General features: G+C 33.2%; 21 protein-coding genes and 1 tRNA gene. 12 read left to right on the top strand and 10 right to left on the bottom strand.

The window, feature by feature from the left end; genetic code table 11:
- The first annotated feature begins 30 nt into the window (after nt 1–30).
- Nucleotides 31–2,874: a DNA polymerase I gene (gene polA, locus B8963_RS01695; RefSeq protein ID WP_084059677.1), complete on the top strand. Its 2,844-nt coding sequence runs from the start codon at nt 31–33 to the stop codon at nt 2,872–2,874.
- 55 nt (nt 2,875–2,929) lie between these two features.
- Here the strand turns inward: polA and B8963_RS01700 are convergent, their stop codons facing one another.
- On the bottom strand, nt 2,930–3,427 hold the full coding sequence (locus B8963_RS01700; protein ID WP_084059678.1) for a lipocalin family protein: 498 nt from the start codon (nt 3,425–3,427) through the stop codon (nt 2,930–2,932).
- A 273-nt stretch (nt 3,428–3,700) separates the two neighbouring features.
- Here B8963_RS01700 and rplM point away from each other — a divergent pair, with 273 nt between their 5' ends.
- The 4 genes from rplM (at nt 3,701) to tsf (ending at nt 6,868) form a co-directional block, all read left to right on the top strand.
- Nucleotides 3,701–4,156, top strand: coding sequence for a 50S ribosomal protein L13 (gene rplM / locus B8963_RS01705; RefSeq protein ID WP_084059679.1), 456 nt, complete (start codon nt 3,701–3,703; stop codon nt 4,154–4,156).
- Nucleotides 4,157–4,543, top strand: coding sequence for a 30S ribosomal protein S9 (gene rpsI, locus B8963_RS01710; RefSeq protein WP_084059680.1), 387 nt, complete (start codon nt 4,157–4,159; stop codon nt 4,541–4,543). It abuts the gene before it with no gap.
- A 218-nt stretch (nt 4,544–4,761) separates the two neighbouring features.
- Nucleotides 4,762–5,799 (top strand): 30S ribosomal protein S2, encoded by a 1,038-nt coding sequence (rpsB, locus tag B8963_RS01715; protein ID WP_084059681.1) that lies wholly within the window; start codon nt 4,762–4,764, stop codon nt 5,797–5,799.
- Between the two features lie 109 nt (nt 5,800–5,908).
- A complete protein-coding gene (tsf, locus tag B8963_RS01720; protein WP_084059682.1) occupies nt 5,909–6,868 on the top strand; it encodes a translation elongation factor Ts in 960 nt (319 codons plus the stop codon).
- Between the two features lie 202 nt (nt 6,869–7,070).
- Here tsf and B8963_RS01725 read toward each other — a convergent pair whose 3' ends face one another.
- Complete coding sequence (locus tag B8963_RS01725) at nt 7,071–8,939, bottom strand: M61 family metallopeptidase (RefSeq protein ID WP_084059683.1); 1,869 nt, start codon at nt 8,937–8,939, stop codon at nt 7,071–7,073.
- Nucleotides 8,940–9,120: 181 nt separating this feature from the next.
- Here B8963_RS01725 and pyrH point away from each other — a divergent pair, with 181 nt between their 5' ends.
- From pyrH to B8963_RS01755, 6 genes are all read left to right on the top strand, one after another.
- The gene (gene pyrH, locus B8963_RS01730) at nt 9,121–9,828 is read left to right on the top strand and encodes a UMP kinase (RefSeq protein ID WP_084059684.1); all 708 of its coding nucleotides are present in this window, start codon (nt 9,121–9,123) and stop codon (nt 9,826–9,828) included.
- Nucleotides 9,829–9,872: 44 nt separating this feature from the next.
- Nucleotides 9,873–10,430, top strand: a complete 558-nt coding sequence (frr, locus tag B8963_RS01735) for a ribosome recycling factor (protein WP_084059685.1) — start codon at nt 9,873–9,875, stop codon at nt 10,428–10,430.
- Between the two features lie 164 nt (nt 10,431–10,594).
- The gene (locus B8963_RS01740) at nt 10,595–12,994 is read left to right on the top strand and encodes an efflux RND transporter permease subunit (protein WP_084059686.1); all 2,400 of its coding nucleotides are present in this window, start codon (nt 10,595–10,597) and stop codon (nt 12,992–12,994) included.
- Nucleotides 12,995–13,075: 81 nt separating this feature from the next.
- Nucleotides 13,076–14,509 (top strand): asparagine--tRNA ligase, encoded by a 1,434-nt coding sequence (gene asnS / locus B8963_RS01745; protein ID WP_084059687.1) that lies wholly within the window; start codon nt 13,076–13,078, stop codon nt 14,507–14,509.
- 40 nt (nt 14,510–14,549) lie between these two features.
- The gene (gene rpoN, locus B8963_RS01750) at nt 14,550–16,007 is read left to right on the top strand and encodes an RNA polymerase factor sigma-54 (protein WP_084059688.1); all 1,458 of its coding nucleotides are present in this window, start codon (nt 14,550–14,552) and stop codon (nt 16,005–16,007) included.
- 209 nt (nt 16,008–16,216) lie between these two features.
- A complete protein-coding gene (locus tag B8963_RS01755; protein WP_234989594.1) occupies nt 16,217–16,612 on the top strand; it encodes a hypothetical protein in 396 nt (131 codons plus the stop codon).
- Here the strand turns inward: B8963_RS01755 and B8963_RS01760 are convergent.
- The 8 genes from B8963_RS01760 to B8963_RS01795 form a co-directional block, all read right to left on the bottom strand.
- Nucleotides 16,607–17,296 (bottom strand): porin family protein, encoded by a 690-nt coding sequence (locus B8963_RS01760; RefSeq protein WP_084059690.1) that lies wholly within the window; start codon nt 17,294–17,296, stop codon nt 16,607–16,609. The genes B8963_RS01755 and B8963_RS01760 overlap by 6 nt on opposite strands.
- A 90-nt stretch (nt 17,297–17,386) precedes the next feature.
- Nucleotides 17,387–17,872: an ExbD/TolR family protein gene (locus tag B8963_RS01765; RefSeq protein ID WP_084059691.1), complete on the bottom strand. Its 486-nt coding sequence runs from the start codon at nt 17,870–17,872 to the stop codon at nt 17,387–17,389.
- A 19-nt stretch (nt 17,873–17,891) separates the two neighbouring features.
- Nucleotides 17,892–18,518 carry an ExbD/TolR family protein gene (locus B8963_RS01770; RefSeq protein ID WP_084059692.1) on the bottom strand — a complete coding sequence of 209 codons (627 nt, stop codon included), beginning with the start codon at nt 18,516–18,518 and terminating at the stop codon, nt 17,892–17,894.
- Nucleotides 18,519–18,530: 12 nt separating this feature from the next.
- The gene (locus tag B8963_RS01775) at nt 18,531–18,965 is read right to left on the bottom strand and encodes a hypothetical protein (protein WP_084059693.1); all 435 of its coding nucleotides are present in this window, start codon (nt 18,963–18,965) and stop codon (nt 18,531–18,533) included.
- Nucleotides 18,966–18,988: 23 nt separating this feature from the next.
- Nucleotides 18,989–19,783, bottom strand: coding sequence for a MotA/TolQ/ExbB proton channel family protein (locus tag B8963_RS01780; protein ID WP_084059694.1), 795 nt, complete (start codon nt 19,781–19,783; stop codon nt 18,989–18,991).
- Between the two features lie 79 nt (nt 19,784–19,862).
- Nucleotides 19,863–19,950: transfer RNA gene (locus B8963_RS01785), tRNA-Ser, on the bottom strand.
- Between the two features lie 70 nt (nt 19,951–20,020).
- Nucleotides 20,021–21,049 (bottom strand): asparaginase, encoded by a 1,029-nt coding sequence (locus B8963_RS01790; protein WP_084059695.1) that lies wholly within the window; start codon nt 21,047–21,049, stop codon nt 20,021–20,023.
- 11 nt (nt 21,050–21,060) lie between these two features.
- On the bottom strand, nt 21,061–21,828 hold the full coding sequence (locus B8963_RS01795) for a TatD family hydrolase (RefSeq protein WP_084059696.1): 768 nt from the start codon (nt 21,826–21,828) through the stop codon (nt 21,061–21,063).
- 38 nt (nt 21,829–21,866) lie between these two features.
- Here B8963_RS01795 and B8963_RS01800 point away from each other — a divergent pair, with 38 nt between their 5' ends.
- Nucleotides 21,867–22,304 carry a retropepsin-like aspartic protease gene (locus B8963_RS01800; protein ID WP_084059697.1) on the top strand — a complete coding sequence of 146 codons (438 nt, stop codon included), beginning with the start codon at nt 21,867–21,869 and terminating at the stop codon, nt 22,302–22,304.
- Nucleotides 22,305–22,331 lie beyond the last annotated feature (27 nt).

Below are 22,331 nucleotides of genomic sequence, written 5' to 3' on the forward strand. Positions count from 1 at the left end.
TAGTTTTGGAATTCTACAATAAAAATTAAAATGGCAGATCAAAAAAGACTTTTTCTACTCGATGCATATGCATTAATATTTCGTGGCTATTACGCCTTAATAAAAAACCCAAGAATCAATTCTAAAGGAATGGATACTTCGGCAATTATGGGGTTTATGAATTCACTTCTTGATGTAATTCGTCGTGAAAAACCAGATCATTTAGCCGTTTGTTTCGACAAAGGCGGTAGCGCTGAACGCACGGAACTTTTCCCTGAATACAAAGCTAATCGCGATGAAACTCCCGATGCGATTCGTATTGCAGTACCCTACATACAAGAAATATTAAAAGCCATGCATATTCCGGTTGTTGTCTTAGAAGGATGGGAAGCCGATGATATTATTGGAACTTTAGCCAAACAAGCTGAAAAAGAAGATTACAAAGTATTTATGGTAACCCCCGATAAAGATTTTGGTCAACTAGTTTCTGAAAACATTTTTATGTATAGACCTGCACGAATGGGCAATGGTATAGAAATATGGGGAATTCCAGAAGTTCAAGAACGTTTTGGCGTACAACGCCCAGAACAAGTAATAGACTATCTGGGAATGATGGGTGATGCTAGTGACAATATTCCAGGGCTGCCTGGAGTTGGTGATAAAACAGCAAAGAAATTTCTGGAAGAATTTGGAACCATGGAAAATCTTTTAGCAAATACAGATAAGCTAAAAGGCAAAATGAAAGAAAAAGTAAAAGAAAATGCCGAGTTAGGATTATTATCAAAAAAGTTAGCCACCATTTGCACCGATTGTGATGTAAAATTCAATGCAAAAGATTACGAATTATCTGTCCCTGATGCAGAGAAAGTACAAGTGCTTTTTGAAGAACTAGAGTTTAGACGATTAAAAGATCAATTTTTAAAACTATTCTCTGAGGAAGACACTACTGAAATTTCAGAAACATCTAGCTCATCTAACACAACCACAAAGACGCAACCAAAAGAAGCTGGTAGCGGACAATTTTCATTGTTTGGAGCAGACCCATCTACCATTGCAGAAACTGTTCAGGATTATTCTAGCCGAAAAACCATTAAAGATATTGCCCATATTTACCAGAGTATCGCGCCAGGCATGGCAATGAAGCTATTCCTGAAAAACCTAATGCAGCAAAAAGCAGTTTGTTTTGACACAGAGACCACTGGCCTGAATCCTCTTACCGCAGAACTTGTTGGTATTGCATTTTCTTGGGAATCAACTAAAGGATTCTATATACCATTTCCACAGCAAAAAGAAGAAGCCCAAGCTCTAATCGAGGAACTTCACCCATTTTTTGAAAATGAAAATATTGAAAAGATAGGGCAGAATTTAAAATACGATATTAAGGTACTAGACAAATATAATATCAAAGTAAAAGGAAAGTGTTTTGACACTATGCTCGCACACTATCTGATCAATCCAGATATGCGTCATAATATGGATGTGCTTGCAGAAACTTACTTAAATTATACTCCTGTTTCTATCACCGAATTGATTGGTAAAAAAGGAAAAAATCAATTAAATATGCGCGATGTTCCATTAGAAGAACAAACCGAATATGCTGTTGAAGATGCAGACGTAACGTTCCAATTAGCACAACATTTTAAACCTGAATTATCTGAAGCTAACACCGAAGAATTATTTAATGCTATAGAAATACCCTTGCTCCATGTGCTTGCAGATATGGAATTAGAAGGTATTAATTTAGACAAAGAATTTCTAAACTCCCTTTCGAAAGATTTAGATAATGACATTAATACATTAGAAGCTAAAATCTACGAGGCAGCAGGTGAAGAATTTAATATTGCATCTCCAAAACAATTAGGAGATATTCTGTTTGACAAACTTAAATTGGTGGACAAACCTAAAAAAACCAAAACTGGTCAATATTCTACAGCCGAAGATGTACTTTCATATTTAGCAAAAGATCATGAAATCATAAAAAATGTATTAGAATATCGTGGTCTCGCAAAACTTAAGAGCACTTATGTTGATGCATTACCCACACAAATTGAAGAAAGCACAGGAAGAGTCCATACAGACTATATGCAAACTGTGGCAGCAACAGGGCGTTTAAGTAGCAACAACCCTAATCTTCAAAATATTCCTATCAGAACCGAAAGAGGAAGACAAGTACGTAAAGCATTTGTTCCAAGAAATGAAAATTACATTTTACTTGCTGCGGATTATTCTCAAATAGAACTTAGAATAATTGCCGCTTTGAGTGAAGAAACTACCATGATTGAAGCTTTTAAAAATGGAGAAGACATTCACGCATCAACAGCATCAAAAGTATTCAATGTTCCTTTAAACGAAGTTACAAGAGAGCAACGAAGTAACGCTAAAACAGTTAATTTCGGAATTATCTATGGTGTATCTGCATTTGGATTAAGCAACCAAACAGATTTATCAAGAGGAGAAGCTAAGGATTTGATTGACACCTATTATAAAACCTATCCTAAATTGCGTAACTACATGAGTGAGCAAGTAGATTTTGCTCGAGAAAATGGCTATGTACAAACCGTATTAGGCAGACGTCGATATTTAAAAGACATTAACGGAAGTAATGCTATTGTTCGTGGTGCCGCAGAACGCAACGCCGTAAACGCGCCTATACAAGGTAGTGCTGCAGATATTATAAAAATAGCCATGATTAATATTCATAAAAAGCTTGAAGAAGGTAATTACAAAACCAAAATGCTTTTACAAGTACATGATGAATTAGTTTTTGACGTTTACAAGCCAGAGTTAGAGATAATGAAAACCATGATTAAATCCGAAATGGAAAATGCTTATAAAATTGCAGTACCACTAGATGTAGAAGTTGGTGTTGGAGAGAATTGGCTGGAAGCGCATTAAAAAATAAAATCCCCTTGAAAATTCAAGGGGATTTTTTTATAACTTTAAATTTACACTATTCTCGAACAAAAATGGCCTTGGTACCGGCTAAATTATCTTCATTTATTACTTCTCCAGGTACAGTTAAGGTATCACCATCAATATTTATAGTAATGGTTTCTATAGCTCCATTACCGTTAATGAACGATAATTGATTTCCTTCTAACTCCCAGACACTCGTAGAGTTTCTAACATTTATTGGACATTCTATTAATAAACCTGTTCCAGATGAATTTACACTATTACCGGTTTCAGTAAAATCTCTAAAAGATACATTCACGGTTTGGTCTGCTTTAAAATCATAGGTCAGAATATCACAACCGCCATTCACCAACACCGTTAAAATATCATTGGACAATTTTATATTACCTGTGGCACCATCAGCATCGATATTAGAAAATGTCCAAACCCCTATAAGGGAATTTGAGTCAAAATTACTATCATCTTCTTTGTCTTCCGAACAAGATAAAACACCGATAGCAGTTACAAACAGCATTAAAATTATTTTTTTCATTATATTTTGATAAAGGTTAAGTTATGCAATAGCAAACGAAAAAAGTTTATTTCTAGTATAAACCTCAATTTCAGCATACCTTTAATAACCTTATATTTAGCTGTGCATACAACCTAATAATTTGGTTATTTCAGCGTTAAAAACAGTAAAAAAGCATAATCTTTAAAAAAATATTTAAATAATTTAGAAACAAGCATTTGTAATTCAAGTTTATAATTGTACATTTGCACCCCATTAAACGGGATTTAAGTGTTTAATAAATAAAAAAGTACTGTGGACACATTAAGTTACAAGACAATTTCCGCTAACAAAGCAACTGTTGATAAGCAATGGGTTTTGGTTGATGCAGAAGGAGAGACATTAGGTCGTTTTGCTTCAAAAGTTGCAAAATTACTAAGAGGAAAATATAAGCCAAGCTTTACACCACACGTAGATTGTGGAGACAACGTTGTTGTTATTAATGCTGAGAAAATTAACTTGACAGGTAACAAGTGGGAAAGCAAAACCTACGTACGCCACACTGGATACCCAGGAGGTCAAAGATTTCAAACAGCTAAAGAAGCTTTAGTTAAAAACCCAGTTAGCATCGTAGAGCGTTCTGTAAAAGGAATGTTACCTAAAAATAGATTAGGTGCTGCAATCTTCCGTAATCTAAAAGTTTACGAAGGTGCTCAACATGGTCAAGAAGCTCAAAAACCAACCGTAATTAATTTAAAGGACCTTAAATAAATGGAGGTAATTCACAAAATAGGAAGAAGAAAAACGGCTGTTGCACGTGTTTATCTTTCAGAAGGAGACGGTAAAATTACTGTTAACAAAAAAGAGTTAGAAGTATATTTCCCAACTGCTACTTTACAATACAAAGTAAAACAAGCATTTTCATTAACAAATACTGAAGATGTTTACAATGTAAATGTAAATGTATTTGGTGGTGGAATTACCGGACAAGCAGAAGCTATACGTTTAGCATTATCAAGAGCACTTTGCGAAGTAGATGCTGAAAATAGATCTATTCTTAAACCAGAAGGTTTACTTACAAGAGACCCAAGAATGGTTGAACGTAAGAAATTTGGTCAGAAGAAAGCTCGTAAGAAATTCCAATTCTCTAAACGTTAATATTAGCGAATTGTTTTTTAAACTGAATTTATTCAGTTTATACATAAGTTCATTGAAAGCCCTGAAAATATTTTTCAGGGTTAAATTTTAAAATCAAGTTGTTGTTGTCCAAAGGCATACAGCTTTTGGAAACTAGTTTAGCATCTAAATATTGGAGGCCACTTTTAAGTGCCACTTTAATATTGCTAATTCAACAGAACGTAAACTAAGTACAAAAAATGGCAAGAAAAATCGAAGTAAAAGAATTATTAGAAGCAGGTGTACACTTTGGTCACCTAACTAGAAAATGGAATCCAAACATGGCTCCTTACATCTACATGGAGCGTAATGGTATTCACGTAATTAACCTTTACAAAACAGCTGCGAAATTAGAAGAAGCTAATGAAGCTCTTAAAAAAATTGCAGCATCAGGAAGAAAAATTCTTTTCGTTGCAACTAAAAAGCAAGCAAAAGATATCGTTTCAGAAAAAGTATCTAAAGTAAACATGCCTTACATCACTGAAAGATGGCCAGGTGGTATGTTAACCAATTTCGTAACTATTCGTAAAGCTGTTAAGAAAATGGCTTCTATTGATAGAATGAAAAAAGATGGTACTTTCTTAACTCTTTCTAAAAAAGAACGTTTACAAGTAGACCGTTTACGTGCTAAGTTAGAAAAGAACTTAGGTTCTATTTCTGAAATGACACGTTTACCAGGTGCATTATTCATTGTTGATACAATGCGTGAGCACATTGCTGTAAAAGAAGCTATAAAATTAAATATTCCAATTTTCGCAATGGCGGATACAAATTCTGACCCAAGATTATTGGATTATATTATTCCTTCTAACGATGATGCTTCTAAATCTATCGAAGCTATATTATCACATGTAACTGAAGCAATTGCTGAAGGTTTATCTGAGCGTAAATCAGAAAAACAATCAGGAAAAGAAGGAGATGATGCTGAGAAAGCACCAAAAAAGAAAAAAGTAGAAGCTAAGGCTAAAGTTGAAGATTCTGATGAATCAGATGATTTAACTAAAGTTGAAGGAATTGGACCAAAAATTTCTGAAATCTTCCAAAATTCAGGTATTAATTCTTTCGAAGATTTAGCTGATAAATCTGAGGATGAATTAAATGTAATATTAGCTGCTGCTGGTTCTAAATTCGCTTCTAAAAATCCTGCTTCATGGCCAAAACAAGCAAAAATGGCTGCTGATGGTAAATGGGATGAATTAAAAGAATGGCAAGATAACGTTAAAGGTGGTATAGAATAAGCCCCTTAACGATAATATATTATAAACTAAATTTTTAATTAACACTCTAGCTAAAAGTATAACATACAAAAGGTATACTTTTAGCTTAGTTTTTAAAATCTAATATAAAATGGTAAAAATTACCGCCGCAGAAGTAAATAAGTTAAGACAAGCTACAGGTGCCGGAATGATGGACTGTAAAAATGCGCTAGTAGAAGCTGAAGGAGATTTTGACAAAGCAATTGAAGTGCTTCGTAAAAAAGGACAGAAAGTTGCTGCTAAAAGAGCAGATAGAGAAAATACAGAAGGTGCTGCTATTGCAAAAGTTAATGCTGACAATACGGTTGGTGTTGCTATTGTTTTAGGCTGTGAAACGGATTTTGTTGGTAAAAACGATAACTTCGTGGCTTTAGCTAACGAACTTGCTGAAAAGGCTTTAAATTTTGATTCTAAGGAAGATTTCTTAGCCTCTGATTTTGGCGGAATGACTGTTGCTGATAAATTAGTTGAACAAACTGGTGTTATTGGTGAAAAATTAGACATCACAGCTTTTGAAAAACTAGAAGCTCCTTACGTTGGTAGTTATGTACATATTAACAAAATTGCTGCTTTAGTTGGTTTAACTGCTAAAAATGAAGAAGTAGGTAAAGATGTTGCTATGCAAATTGCATCAATGGGTGCTACTACTTTATCTTATAAAGATTTTGATCCTGCTTTTATTGCTGCTGAAACAGAAGCAAGAATTGCTGTAATCGAAAAAGAAAATGAAGAGTTAGGCAGATTAGGTAAAACTCTTAAAAATGTACCTCAGTACATTTCAATGGCACAATTAACTCCTGAAGTTATGGCTAAAGCAGAAGAAGTTGCTAAAGCTGAACTTAAAGCAGAAGGTAAGCCAGAGCAAATTTGGGATAAAATTCTTCCTGGTAAAATGGATCGTTTTAAGTCTGACAACACCACTCTTGATCAAGAACAGTGTTTATTAGATCAAAACTTCATTAAAGATGATAAAATCAATGTTGCGACTTATGTTGCTTCAGCTGGTAAAGATTTAGCTGTTACAAGCTTTAAAAGAGTTTCTTTAGGATAATTTATCTTTTTAAACTTATATGAAAAGTCGCAATTCAAAAGATTGCGACTTTTTTATTGGTGGTATATTTTAAATAAGAAAACCACTTTAATAAATACAATAACAGCTTAAGTACAATTTTTATGACCAAACATCAATCATTAACCTAAAACAAAAAAAAGCGATATCTTTTGATATCGCTTTTTTCATTAGAATGATAAACTTAGCCTTTCATCCAAACTTTTCTTAACTCCAACTGATTAGGCGTTGTATTAGTACTTGGTACAATGGTTTTATTCTTAACAGTTGGCGCACCAACTTTACCTTTTAAAGTAACTTCCTCACCATCACGTTCAACAACCATTGTTATTTCTTTCTCTGGGGTCCAACTAAAACTTTGTCCAATTATTGGTCGTATAGTTTCTAAATTGATAGTTGTTCCGTCTATAGATTTTATAACATCTCCACCTTGCGCTCCTAAATCAATAAAAAAGCTATTCAGTTCTATCCCTTCTCTAACGAATATCGCATTATTATTCACTACATCAACATCTATATAAGGGATCTGTCCCATTAGAAAATAACCACTTTCCTCCTCTTTCTCCCCTATTTCTAATCCAACTCTACCGAGGTATTCCGTATAATCAATTGGTAAATCTCCCATTACATGTGTTCTAAAAAATTCTCCTACTTCAGGATATGTCATCCCCACAATTTCATCAATCAAAACATCATCTTTAAAAGGGATAGCATCTCCATACTTCTTTGATAACTCCTTTAGTAACCATAAAACACTTTTCTCACCATTACTTAAATCACGTAATATTATATCCAAGCACATGTTTATTAAGGTTCCTTTTTCATACACATTGGCGTAATTATCTTTATATGGATCTTTTAAAATATTTTCACTCATGATAGTAAATGACATAGCGTCATCATATCTCTTAGAGTTATTAATTTTATCCATCATGCGTTGAAAAAATTCATCCTCGTCAATTAGGTTTTGCTGAATCTGGAATAGATTAGCGAAATATTCCGTAGTTCCTTCGTACATCCAAAGGTGCTTAGACATTTTTGGATTGTTGTAATCAAAATACTGAATCTCTTCAGAATGCACACTTAAAGGCGTTACAATATGGAAAAACTCGTGCGAAACCACATCAACCATAGCTTGTTCTAGACGTTCCTTATCCATTTGCTCTGGCAAGACCACTGTTGTAGATGTATGATGCTCTAAAGCCCCATAACCGTTTGCATCCTCCACTCCTTTGGACAAATACAATAATATATTGTATTCCTTGGTACTATTAACATCACCTAAAAATGCTTTTTGAGCAGTCATCATCTTTAACATTCTATCCTTAAGATCATTTGCATTATAGACTCCATTTGGCGAGTAAACACTTAAATTTACAGTGATGCCGTTTACTTCAAATGAAACAATATCAGATTTTGCATATAAAATTGGATTGTCTGTTACTTCGAAATAGCGTTTAGCATAGAATACATCTTCAGTAGCCTTAACATCTTTAGCAGCTTTAAGTTTTAAGGAAGTTGTAGCCTTTAAATTTGAAGGATGCATGATTACTAACTCATAAGGCACCTCTATTAAATCTTTAAAATAACCAACAAAACCATGAAGGTTCAACATGAAATTTTCCCCTTTTAAAATATTCGTTCCAGCAGGAGAAAAAACAGCATGCTCTTGTTCACTTTCTGAATCATAAGTATCATTTACATAATAAGAAACACGATCTAAATTTTTTCCATTAGCTATATTCCAAGTATTTTCATCACTTTTAGAAACGCTCATTTCTACACCCTTATAATCAAAGGCTTTGAAATTTTCAATATACTTACCGTAGTTGTCTGTGCTATAAGTACCTGGAACAGTTTTTGGAATGTAAAATGTTACATTTTCTGAAGTAAATGCACCAGGATCCAAAGTCACCAGAACTTTATCTTCCTTAACATTAATTAAATCTATCCCAACTTTTATTGTTGCCTTATCTGCAGCAACCAAATTTTTTCCGGCACCGCATGAGGTTAACACTAATACTGAAAGTGCTAATAATCCAATTTTTTTCATCACTGTAGTTTTCTGAGTTTCAAGTCTATTCTGACTTTAGTTATTTTTTGGGGCAAGATTATAAAATAAAATTTAGATGCCAGTTACATTTCAGAAAATATTAGCAGTATATTAATTTTATAAGAGTAATACTCATAAATATTTTTGATTATTTTTGTTCCAGTTTAACAAAATACAAACCATGCAATACAAAAGAATTCTTTTAAAACTTAGCGGCGAAGCATTAATGGGTGATAGACAATATGGTATTGACCCAAAGAGACTAGCTGAGTATGCTGAAGAAATAAAAGAAGTTGTTAATAAAGGTGTAGAAATTGCCATAGTAATAGGCGGAGGAAATATTTTCAGAGGGGTTGCTGGAGCAAGTAACGGGATGGACCGCGTACAAGGTGACCACATGGGAATGTTAGCCACCGTTATAAATGGTTTAGCGCTACAAAGCGCACTTGAAGAAGCTGGGCTACAGACCCGATTGCAGTCTGCCATAAAGATTAACGAAGTTGCAGAACCATTTATTCGTAGACGTGCAATGCGCCATTTAGAAAAAGGACGTGTAGTAATTTTCGGTGGAGGTACAGGAAATCCTTATTTCACTACTGATTCCGCAGCTGTTTTAAGAGCAATTGAGATTGAAGCTGACGTAATTTTAAAAGGAACCAGAGTAGATGGGATTTATACTGCAGATCCAGAAAAATTTAAAGATGCTACAAAATTTGACACGATCACTTTTAAGGATGTTCTTACCAAAGGATTAAAAGTTATGGATACAACAGCTTTTACCTTAAGTCAAGAAAATCATTTACCAATTGTAGTGTTTGATATGAATAAAAAGGGAAACTTACTTAAATTAGTTTCTGGAGAAAACATAGGTACCGTTGTAGATCATTAGTATTTGGCACATTTTATGCAGCAAGTTTTTTAAATTTTACAAAAATGAACGAAGAAATTACTTTTATATTAGATAGTACAAAAGAAAGCATGGATGGTTCTATAGACCATTTATTAAAATCATTTGCAAAGATTAGAGCAGGAAAAGCAAGTCCGATAATGCTTTCAAGTGTTATGGTAGATTATTACGGCTCTTCAACCCCATTAGCTCAAGTAGCTAATATTAATATTCCCGATGCAAGAACAATTACTGTGCAGCCTTGGGAAAAAAATATGCTTCAAGAAATTGAAAAAGCTATACAGATTGCCAACTTAGGTTTTAACCCTATGAACAATGGAGATTTTGTAATTATAAGCGTACCACCATTAACAGAAGAGCGTAGAAGAGATTTAGCAAAACAGGCGAAAGCAGAAGCAGAAGATGCTAAAATCGGAATTCGTACGGCGCGACAAGAAGCCAATAAAGACATACGTAATCTTGATGATGCATCGGAAGATGTAAAGAAAAATGCTGAAGCAGATGTTCAAGAACTTACTAATAAATACACTAAAAAAATTGAAGATATATTGGTTGTTAAAGAAGCTGAAATAATGAAAGTGTAATTTTCAATTCGATAATTTTAAAACAAAGAGCGGCAAATTGCCGCTCTTTGTTTTATAAATAGCACTTAAAATACATAAACCATAAATATTATTGCTATTAGCATGCTTGATGCTGTGAATAAATACAATGATTTTCTACCTTTGTCGGAATTGTAAAAATCAACATGGTTAAAAAACTAACGAAAGGTTTTTGGGCAAAAACCGCAAATATTATTCTAAGAAATAGAATATTAATTCTTCTTCTGATTTTAAGCACCACCATTTTTTTAGCCATGCAATGGGATAAAATGCAATTTTCTAGCTCCCAGGCAAATTTATTACCAGATCATCATCCAGTAAATGTTAGATACCAATCTTTTTTAAAGACTTTTGGCGAAGAGGGTAATGTTTTAGTATTAGCCGTAAAAGACAGCTCATTATTTACCCCAGAAAAATTTAATCGCTGGAATAAACTCAGCAAACAATTAGCTGCTTTCCCCGAGGTGGAGTTTGTTTTATCTACAGATAATTTAAAAGAGTTAGTAAAAGATACTACAAAGCAAGAGTTTGTTTTACAGCCCTTTCTTAAAAAGAATCCAACTACTAAATCGGAAATTGATTCTTTAGCATCGCATCTTTTTAATGAAATGCCGTTTTACGAAGACTTAATTTACAATAAGCAGTCTAAAACCATTAGAACAATTGCCTATTTAGATAAAGATATTGTTAATACCCCTGCGAGGAAGGATTTTATTCTGGAAGATCTTACAGGATTGGTTGAAAAGTTTGAGGAAGAAACCGGTTTAGATGTTCACGTTTCAGGTATGCCGTATATCCGAACCATGAATTCACAAAGCATTATAAATGAAATATCTAAATTCATTTTAGCTGCTTTATTGGTTACTTCATTAATTTTCTTCTTCTTTTTCCGAAGCTTTAGAGCTACCATCATATCTATGTGTGTAGTTATTATTGGCGTAATGTGGTCATTTGGAGTTTTAGGGTTATTGCAGTACGAAATCACAGTTTTAACCGCATTAATTCCTCCTTTAATTATTGTAATCGGTATTCCCAACTGCATTTTCCTAATCAACAAATACCAACAAGAGGTTAAAAAACACGGTAATCAAGCACTTTCGCTACAAAGAGTAATTTCTAAGATAGGGAATGCAACCTTGATGACCAATATTACAACAGCATCTGGTTTTGCTACATTTATTGTCACAGACAGTCAGTTATTAAAAGAGTTTGGTATTGTCGCATCTATAAATATTATAGGAATTTTTATTCTTTCACTTTTAATCATCCCAATAATTTATAGTTTCATGCCTTTACCAAAAGGTAAGCATTTAAAGCATCTAAATACTAGATGGATTGAAGCATTTGTAAATTGGATGGAAACTATTGTACGAGAAAAAAGAATTTCTGTTTACGTAGTATCAATTAGTCTTTTGGTAATAAGTATTATTGGCATTTATCAGATTAAAATATCTGGAAGTCCAATAGAAGACATGCCTAAAAACGCAGGATTTTTCAAAGATATTCGTTTTTTCGAAGAAGAGTTTGATGGCATTATGCCTGTGGAGATAGTTGTAGATACCAAAAGAAAAAAAGGTGTTTTAAAACCTGCAACCTTAAAAAGAATTGAAGATTTAAGTCAAGTAGTTCATGAAATTCCTGAGCTATCCAGACCAGTTTCAGTGGTAGATTTGGTGAAGTATTCTAAACAAGCCTTCTACAATGGCATACCAAAGTATTATCAATTGCCTACAACGCAAGAAAATACTTTTATCATGGACATTGCCAGAAAATCTTCAAATAACAGCAATTTATTGAAAAGCTTTGTGGATTCTACCGGTCAAGTGGCTAGAATAACTACCTACATGAAAGATGTAAAGACCACTAGAATGGAGGAAATAGAACATAAACTACAAGAAAACATCACAAAAACTTTTCCCGAGGAGCAATTTGATGTTTACATGACCGGTAGTGCATTAATATTTCTTAAAGGAACCAAGTACTTAGTAAATAATCTTATCCTTTCATTAGCCTTAGCTATAGGCCTTATTGCAATTTTCATGGCCTATTTGTTCCGTTCTTTTAGAATGATTGTAATTTCTTTGATTCCAAATTTACTTCCATTAGTTGTAACTGCAGGATTAATGGGATTTGTTGGTGTCCCCATAAAGCCATCTACAATTTTAGTGTTTAGTATAGCTTTTGGGATATCGGTAGATGATACCATTCATTTTCTCGCTAAATACAGGCAGGAGCTAACTGCAAACAACTGGCGCATAAAAAAATCGGTTTATGCTGCTTTAAGAGAAACAGGTGTGAGTATGTTTTATACCTCCATTGTATTGTTTTTTGGATTTTCAGTATTTGCTATATCTAGCTTTGGAGGAACAGTTGCTTTAGGAACTTTAGTTTCAGCAACCCTATTATTTGCAATGTTGGCAAATTTAATTTTACTTCCATCACTATTATTATCTTTGGAGCGCAACATTGCAAACAAAGAAGTACTTAAAAAACCTCAAATTGACATCTTACCAAAAGATGAAATTTCAGATAAAGAATTAGAATAAATCAAATTGTATACTTGAACTAAGAGAATCTTTTTTTTTGTAAAAAGGCTATCTTTGTTTTTTAAAAACAGAAAAATAAGAATGAAATCGTATAGCATAAAAGAACTCCTTTCTCAAAATCTTTCATTGCAAGAAGTAACCGTAAATGGTTGGGTAAAAACTTTTAGAAGCAATAGGTTTATTGCACTGAATGACGGCTCTACATTAAACAATATACAGTGTGTTGTAGATTTCGAAAATTTTGATGAAGCATTACTGAAAAAAGTTTCTACTGGAGCAGCATTAAAAGTTACGGGTACTCTAGTTGAAAGTCAAGGAAGAGGACAGTCTGTTGAAATACAGGTAAAAGAGCTGATTGTTTTAGGTACTTCAGATCCGGACACTTATCCTATTCAACCCAAAAAACATTCATTAGAGTTTTTAAGAGAAAAAGCGCACTTAAGAGTTCGTACTAATACGTTCGCGGCAGTAATGCGTGTGCGTTCTGCATTGTCTTTCGCTATTCATAGTTATTTTCAAAAAAATGGCTTTTACAATGTGCATACACCAATAATTACCGGTTCTGATGCGGAAGGTGCTGGGGAAATGTTTAGAGTATCCACATTAGATCAAAAAAAACCGCCATTAACAGAAGATGGCCAAATAGATTTTAAACAAGATTTTTTCGGTAAAGAAACGAACTTAACAGTATCGGGTCAGTTAGAGGCAGAAACCTATGCCATGGCATTAGGTAAGGTATATACTTTTGGACCAACTTTTAGAGCAGAAAACTCTAATACCTCTAGACATTTAGCCGAATTTTGGATGATAGAACCAGAAGTTGCATTTAACGATTTAGATGCAAACATGGACTTAGCTGAAGATTTCATTAAAGATGTTATCAATTACGTTTTGACTAATTGCAAAGAAGATTTAGAATTTTTAGAGCAACGTTTATTAGATGAAGAAAAATCTAAACCGCAAGCTGAGCGCAGTGACATGGCACTAATTGAAAAATTAAAATTTGTAGCGGAAAATAATTTCAAAAGAGTTTCTTACACCGAAGCAATTGATATTTTAAAGAACAGCACTCCTAATAAAAAGAAAAAGTTTCAATATATTATAGAAGAATGGGGTGCAGATTTACAAAGTGAGCACGAGCGTTTTCTTGTTGAAAAACACTTTAAATGCCCTGTGATTTTATTCGACTATCCAGCAAAAATAAAAGCATTTTATATGCGTTTGAATGATGATGGAAAAACAGTAAGAGCCATGGACATATTATTTCCTGGTATTGGCGAAATTGTTGGAGGCTCACAACGTGAAGAACGTTTAGACGTATTGAAAGAAAAAATCAAGGCCTTAGACATCGATGAAAAAGAACTTTGGTGGTATCTAGATCTTAGAAAATTTGGAACTGCAGTGCATAGTGGTTTTGGATTAGGTTTTGAACGTTTAGTTCTATTCGCAACAGGTATGGGTAACATTAGAGATGTAATTCCGTTTCCTAGAACTCCGCAAAATGCTGAGTTTTAAATTTGAAAACTTAACTTTATAGGAAAGAATATCATTTTATATGCTAAAGCAACATTTATCATTTAAATTATCGCAAAAGCTTTCACCGCAACAGATTCAGCTAATGAAACTGATTCAGTTGCCTACTCAAGCCTTTGAGCAACGCTTAAAGCAAGAGCTAGAAGAAAATCCTGCATTAGAAACAGGAAAGGAAGAACTAGATAATTTTGATGATGATTTTGAAGATACCTATGATGATGGCTCCGATAATGAAAGCATTGGTGCTGAGGATATCAATATCGATGAATACTTGAGCGATGATGAAATTCCTGACTATAGAACACAAGCCAATAATTACAGTTCTGATGATGAGGAAAAGACTATTCCCTATGCAGCAGGCACCTCTTTTAACCAATATTTACTAAATCAGTTAAATACAGTTTATTTAAATGATGAAGAATGGTCTATTGCTGAATTTTTAGTCGGCAGTGTAGATGAAAGTGGCTATATTAGAAGACCAATAAATGACATATTAGATGATTTAGCTTTTACACAAAATATATATACTGAAAAAGCTACCATTGAAAAAGTGCTGAAAATTGTTCAAGAATTGGATCCTCCAGGCGTAGGAGCCACTTCACTTGAAGAATGCCTTATCATACAATTAAAGCGCAAAGAAATTACTCCTAATATTGAGCTTGCAATCGCAATTCTTGAAAAATCTTTTGAGCAGTTTACAAAAAAACATTATCAAAAGTTAATACAGAAGCACAACATTACAGAAGAAGAATTAAAAAAGGCGATTTCTGAAATAGAAAAATTAAATCCTAAACCAGGTGGCTCATATTCAGGAAATACACGGATGATTGAGCATATAGTTCCTGATTTTTCTATAAAAATTGTTGATGGAGAACTAGAACTAACGCTTAACGGAAGAAACGCACCTGAACTTCATGTTTCTAAAGATTATAATAACATGTTGGAGGGTTATAAAAATTCCAAAGAAAAATCGCAATCTCAAAAAGATACTGTTTCATTTATTAAACAAAAGCTTGATGCAGCAAAATGGTTTATTGATGCAATTAAACAGCGACAACAAACATTATTTGTAACGATGAATACCATTATGCATTATCAAAAAGAGTACTTCTTAACTGGCGATGAACGCAAGTTAAGACCTATGATTCTAAAAGATATTGCCGATACTATCCAAATGGATGTTTCAACAGTTTCGAGAGTGGCAAATAGCAAATATGTAGATACACCCTATGGTACCAAATTAATTAAAGAATTCTTTTCCGAATCAATGAAAAACGATCAAGGAGAAGATGTATCTACTAAAGAAATAAAGAAGATTTTAGAAACTGTAATTGGTGAAGAAAAGAAAAGAAAACCACTTACTGATGATAAATTAGCCGATATCCTAAAAGAAAAAGGGTATCCTATTGCTCGACGAACTGTGGCTAAATACAGAGAACAACTAGGAATTCCAGTCGCAAGAATGCGTAAAGAAATTTAATGAAAGCATTTTTTAAGATAATTGCTTATTTATTCCATCCCATTTTTATCCCTATTTATGGCTGCCTAATCTATTTTGTAGTCACAAAAAAATATACCTCAATGGAAATGAAAGTGGGAAATCTATTTCCTATTTTCATACTAACTGTAGTTATACCCATAATATGTTTTTTAATTATGCGGAATATCGGTATGATTAGCTCTGTGTTCATGCCAACCACCAAAGAACGCAAATATCCTTTATACATAAGCATAATGCTGCTTTTTATGATCGTATACAAGGTTATTCCTTCTCAGTATACTCCAGAGCTATATTATTACTTTATAGGTCTTATATTGGCTCTAAGCACTTCTGCTGTACTCCTATTTGTAAAATACAAAACAAGCATACATATGCTTGGTATTGGAAGTTTAGTAATGTATTTAATAAATTTAAGTATTCATTTCGAAATTAATCTAGCGCTATCTTTAAGCATATTAATCTTATTTGCCGGATTAATAGCTTCCTCTAGATTGTATTTTAAAGCGCATACTAAATTAGAACTCGCAGTTGGTTTAGTTATTGGTATTGTTACACAATTCCTAACCATTCCATATTGGTTATAGCAAATAGAATATCACTCCCACTCTAAGAGGTTTAATATTAATATTATTTCCAGTTGCCTCAACCTTAGCGCCATCTTTTAAAAAATTATTAAGAGAATAATACACGTGTAGATTAAATGTATTATACCCAAGATTACATTGTAATCCGTATTGCAATTTTTCGATATCCGAATTCTTGAATCCGATATTTCCGCTATCGGCAACCAATTTTGATCGTGCACTAAAATTATAAGCAATTTTAACACCACTATAAATTCGGAAAAATTTGTATTTAGTAGGAGTAGAATTTCTCCATCTTAATTCTAGCGGCAATTCTATACTATGGGTTTCAAACTTACTTCTGCTATAAAAAGAGTCATCGGTGGCCACAGAATATACTATTTCACCACTTTGCTCATCACTAATAAGATTGGAGTAATAAGAATTTACCGCGTAGCCAATACCTAATCCCACAGCAAGGGTTCTGCTAATGTTAATTGGAATATCTTTTATAATACCACCTTGTAAACCATAAGAAAAGTTTCTTTTTAAAACATCCTCTGGATAATCAAGCATAAAATTATAATTTATACCTAAGTAAATTTGATCTTCGAGATAATTACTATCTATTTCATTAGAATTATTGCTTTGCCCACACAAAAATAAAGGCATAAGCATTAAAGTCAGTACAATATATTTACACATAATTTAAAGGTAGTAAAAAACAGATTTGCATAAAAAAAGCGTCTCAAAAAAATTTGAGACGCTATATACTAATTTTGAAAGAAATTATTACTACCTCTTAAGATTATCAAACGCTATACCTTCGTATGTAGTATAGTTAATCTTAAGTGCATTTACTTTACGCAATTCTTCTTTAATATCAGATATAATACCCATATTCGCTTTTCTATCCACTTTAAGCGAAGTGGTTAATACATTCTGTAAATCTTCAGATTTCTTTGCTCTTTCTTGAAGAATATAAGGTCCAACTTCAGAAGGACTAGAGAACTTATCATTCAATTGAATTTTAGGTTCAGAACCAAATAACTTTTGATATTCCTGAGTAGGAGCACCAACATAAATTGTTATTACACGGTCTTTCTTCTCTAATTTCTTAATTTCACTCGCCTTTGGCAAATCATTCTCCACTTTTACTGACGTATCTTTCATTACCGTTACGGTCATAAAGAAAAACAGTAGCATAAAAACAATATCTGGTAACGATGCAGTAGATACTGCAGGTACTTCACCATCTTTTTTCTTGCTAAATTTTGACATATCTTTTTAACTTTTACGATTAATTACCAGTTGACGTTTCAGCTTCTGAGAACTTCTGAGGATATAATTCTTGAATCTTTTTTACTCTTTCCTTTAAAACCTCTTTTCTAGAATCTGATGTTTCTGGATTCAGATATTCAGCTTCCATATCAGTAAAGTTAGTTTTATAAAGACGTTGAGCTTCCCTATTACGCAATTCATTATACGCAGCTACAATTTCGTTCTGTACAGTTATGTAAATTCCGTATTGGGTTTCCCTATCATTCTTTAGTGAAATAATTGCCTTATCTGGGTTGTCTGAAGAATTCTCCAATCTTTTCCCTTTGCAATAAGAACAATACTCTTCAGTGCCCTTTGCTGCTCCACCATTATCCAAAAAAGCAATAGCTTTTTCTTTTAACGATTTAATATCAGCAAGTTCATCCTCCACTAAAAGTTGTCCATTTTTATTGATGTTAACAGTAAAAATATTCTTTTGCTTTATAATTGGCGGTGTTTCCGTAGGCGGCTCCATAGGTGGCAACATACGATCCAAACCAGCATCTGTTTCTATAGTTGTAGTAACTAAGAAAAAGATAAGTAGCAAGAATGCTATGTCCGCCATAGAACCGGCATTTACCTCTGGGGGTGCTCCTCTTCTTGGCATAGTTTTATATTTTTATTTGTTAAACATTTTTTTGATTCCTGGCACTACCATTGCTCCAATTGCAACTATCGTTAGTATGAAAAACATATTTAACGATGCACCAATCATTTTAACAGTACCTTCAGTAGCCTCTAATCCTTTTTTGTTCATGGCCACCAAATCAACATCCGTACCAGAAGCAGCAACATAAGATATTATTGCAATAAGCAATAAACCTCCAACACCAATTAAAGTTCTCTTAAGCCCTTCTGGTGTAGCGAAAACATTTTTCAAACCAAAGAACAAACTAGCAAAAACTGATATAGCTAACAAAATGAATGTGATGATAAACATAAAGTTCATCGCTCCATTACCTACAGTAACTTCAGCTTCTTTGGCTAGCATAACCCAAAGGATTAAGCCTAGTACACTAAGAGCTATTAATATTATTTTTATTATTTTATGCATTTTACTTAAGTATTAAGTGTGACTTATTTTTTGTGATCTACCAACATATCAATCAATGAGATTGATGAATCTTCCATATCATTTACAATACTATCAATTTTAGCGATAATGTAGTTGTAAAAAACTTGAAGAATAATAGCCACAATAAGACCAAATACTGTTGTTAATAATGCTACTTGGATATCACCTGCAATAAGTGAAGCACTTAAGTTACCAACTGCTGCAATTTTCTCGAATGCCTGAATCATACCAATTACAGTACCCATGAAACCAAGCATTGGCGCTACAGCGATAAATAAAGATAACCAAGAAACGTTTTTCTCAAGTTGCCCCATTTGAACTCCACCATAAGCAACAACTGCTTTTTCTGCAGATTCGATGCTTTCACCAGCTCTGTCTAGACCTTGGTAAAAAATAGATGCTACAGGTCCTTTTGTATTTCTACAAACCTCTTTTGCAGCCTCAACACCACCTGAAGCTAATGCATCTTCCACTCTTTGCTTTAATTTTGTTGTGTTTGTACTTGCTAAGTTTAAGTAAATAATTCTTTCAATAGCTACAGCTAAACCCAGTATCAAACATAATAGTACGATACCCATGAAGCCAGCTCCACCTTCAATAAATTTTTCTTTTAAAACTTGTACAAATCCTCTTTCCGCTTCTGTAGTTGCAGCTGCCTCTTGAATCATAGTTGCAGTTGTAGCAATTGTTGCGGATAGATTAGTAGTAATTGCGTTAGCAGTTACTTTAGCGTTAACAGTATTTGTGTTAATAACAAATAACCCAGCTACTGCTAGGATAGAGAATAATCTTTTCATTTCTTTCAAACTTAATTTAGATTAGTTAATGGGTTAAAGATAAAAAATTTTTGCAATTAAAAAATTAAAAATTAATTAGCAGAGAGGAAGGGATTCGAACCCTCGATACCCTTTTGAGGTATACACACTTTCCAGGCGTGCGCCTTCGACCACTCGGCCACCTCTCTTTTTATTAATTTTTCAAGGCGTCGAATTAACGAAAAAAAAAGCGCTAAATAAAATATATTTTAATAAATTTTAATTCATTTCTCCACGTAGTGAAGTCTCAAAAACGGTTTTAAAAAGCTTTTCCGATACACCAGCACCTATTAGATACATTAGCTTAGTAATCGCAGCTTCGGTCGTAATATCCTTACCATTAATTACTTGTAATCGCTTAAGGTGTTCGCTGGTTTCATATTGACCCATGATAACACTGCCTCCAGAACACTGCGTTACATTAATAATATGTATACCTTTTTTTATTGCTGTTTCTAAATTTTGAATTAACCAATCTTCAGTAGGTGCATTACCAGAACCATACGTTTCAATGATTACCGCTTTTATATTGGGTGTGTTCAATACTGACTGAAGCAAATGCTCATTAAAGCCAGGAAATAATTTTAAAATAGCTACATTATTATCTAATTTTTTATGAACAATTAGACTTTTTTGCTTTTTTGGACGGAATAAATATTCTGGATACACCTTTAAATGCACTCCAGATTCAGCTAAAGGAGGGTAATTTAACGATCCAAATGCTTCAAAATGTTCGGCATTAAACTTTGTAGTCCTATTACCTCTATATAACTTATACTCAAAATAAAGCCCTACCTCCTGTATCACCGCTTTGTTTTTATCTCGTAAAGCAGCTATTTGTATGGAAGTAATTAAGTTTTCTTTGGCATCTGTTCTTAAATCACCAATAGGCAGCTGCGAACCTGTAAAAATTACTGGTTTGGATAAGTTTTCTAGCATATAACTTAATGCTGACGCGGAATAACTCATGGTATCACTGCCATGAAGTACAACAAAACCATCAAATTCATCGTAATTTTTCTCAATGGTACTTGCTATTAGCACCCAATGCGATGTATTTATGTTTGAAGAATCTATTGGTGTTTCAAAAGAATAACTATGAATTGAACAATCTAATTGATTAAGCTCTGGAATATTTTTTAAAAGTTTTTTAAAATCAAAAGCCTTAAGCGCTCCTGATTTATAATCTTTCATCATTCCAATTGTTCCTCCAGTATATATTAGTAGAATTTTCGTCTTTTTCGACATGGTTTACTTCTTTATATCCCAAAAATTTCTTTGGAATTGTTGGTTGTGATTTCAGCAATTTCAGCCTCAGACCTATTATATATTAAAGACAACTTACTTAAAACATTTAATACATAGGTACTTTCATTTCTTTTACCTCGATAAGGCACAGGAGCCAGATAAGGCGCATCTGTTTCTAAAACTATATGTTTTAAATCAATTTCGTTAAGAAAAGTGTCTATTTTTCCATTTTTAAAAGTAACCACTCCTCCTATTCCAAGCTTCATATTATATGATATTGCTTTTAAAGCCTGTTCTTTTGTCCCTGTAAAACAATGGAAAATACCGAACAGTTCATTAGATTTTTCTAATTCTAAAACTTCAAAGACTTCATCAAAAGCATCTCTACAATGTATAACTATAGGAAGTTTATATGTTTTAGCAAGTTTAATCTGAAATTGGAAAGCATCCTTTTGCTGCTTAATGTAACTTTTGTCCCAATATAAATCTACACCTATTTCTCCAATTGCATAATATTTATGCTTGGTAAGCATTTCTTCTACATGCGACAATTCTTCCTTATAATTATCTTTAACATGAGTAGGATGCAATCCTGCCATTAAAAACATATTATCTGGATAGGATTTTTCTAAATTTAGCATTGCTTGCGTATAAGAAGAATCAATTGCCGGAATAAAAAATCTTTTAACACCTTTGCTAATCGCATTTTTCACTACCACATCTCTATCTTCATCAAAAGCTTCGCTGTATAAGTGTGTATGAGTATCAGTAATTATCATGATGCAAAAATAGCTTTATCTTTATCAAAAAAAAATTAGTGAAGAGTCTCAAAAAATTTCTAACGAATAAGAATTATAATAAAACTGCATTGGTTTTAACCGCCACAAATCATTTTGAAATTGAAGCAAAAATAAATGGCGTTGTAGGTAGATTTATAGTAGATACCGGAGCATCTAATACTTGTGTAGGATTTGATAAAATTGATTTTTTCAAGCTCACATCTAAAGAATCCAAAGTTAAGGCTGCCAGCGCAGGAGCAACGGATATGGCAACACTAATATCTACTAAAAATCGCATCAAAATTGGATCACGTGAGTTCAATAAAGTAAAAATTGTCTTGTTTGATTTAACGCATGTAAATACTGCATTAACAAACCACAATGCCCAACCTGTTGATGGTATTATTGGTGCAGATGTGCTTAAAAAAGGTAAAGCTATTATTGATTACCATAAACAGCACATTTATTTAAAGTAACCATTTATAGATAAAACGGATGACAAT

The sequence above is a fragment of the Cellulophaga tyrosinoxydans genome (assembly GCF_900176415.1).
In the GTDB taxonomy this organism is placed as follows: Bacteria; Bacteroidota; Bacteroidia; order Flavobacteriales; family Flavobacteriaceae; genus Cellulophaga; species Cellulophaga tyrosinoxydans.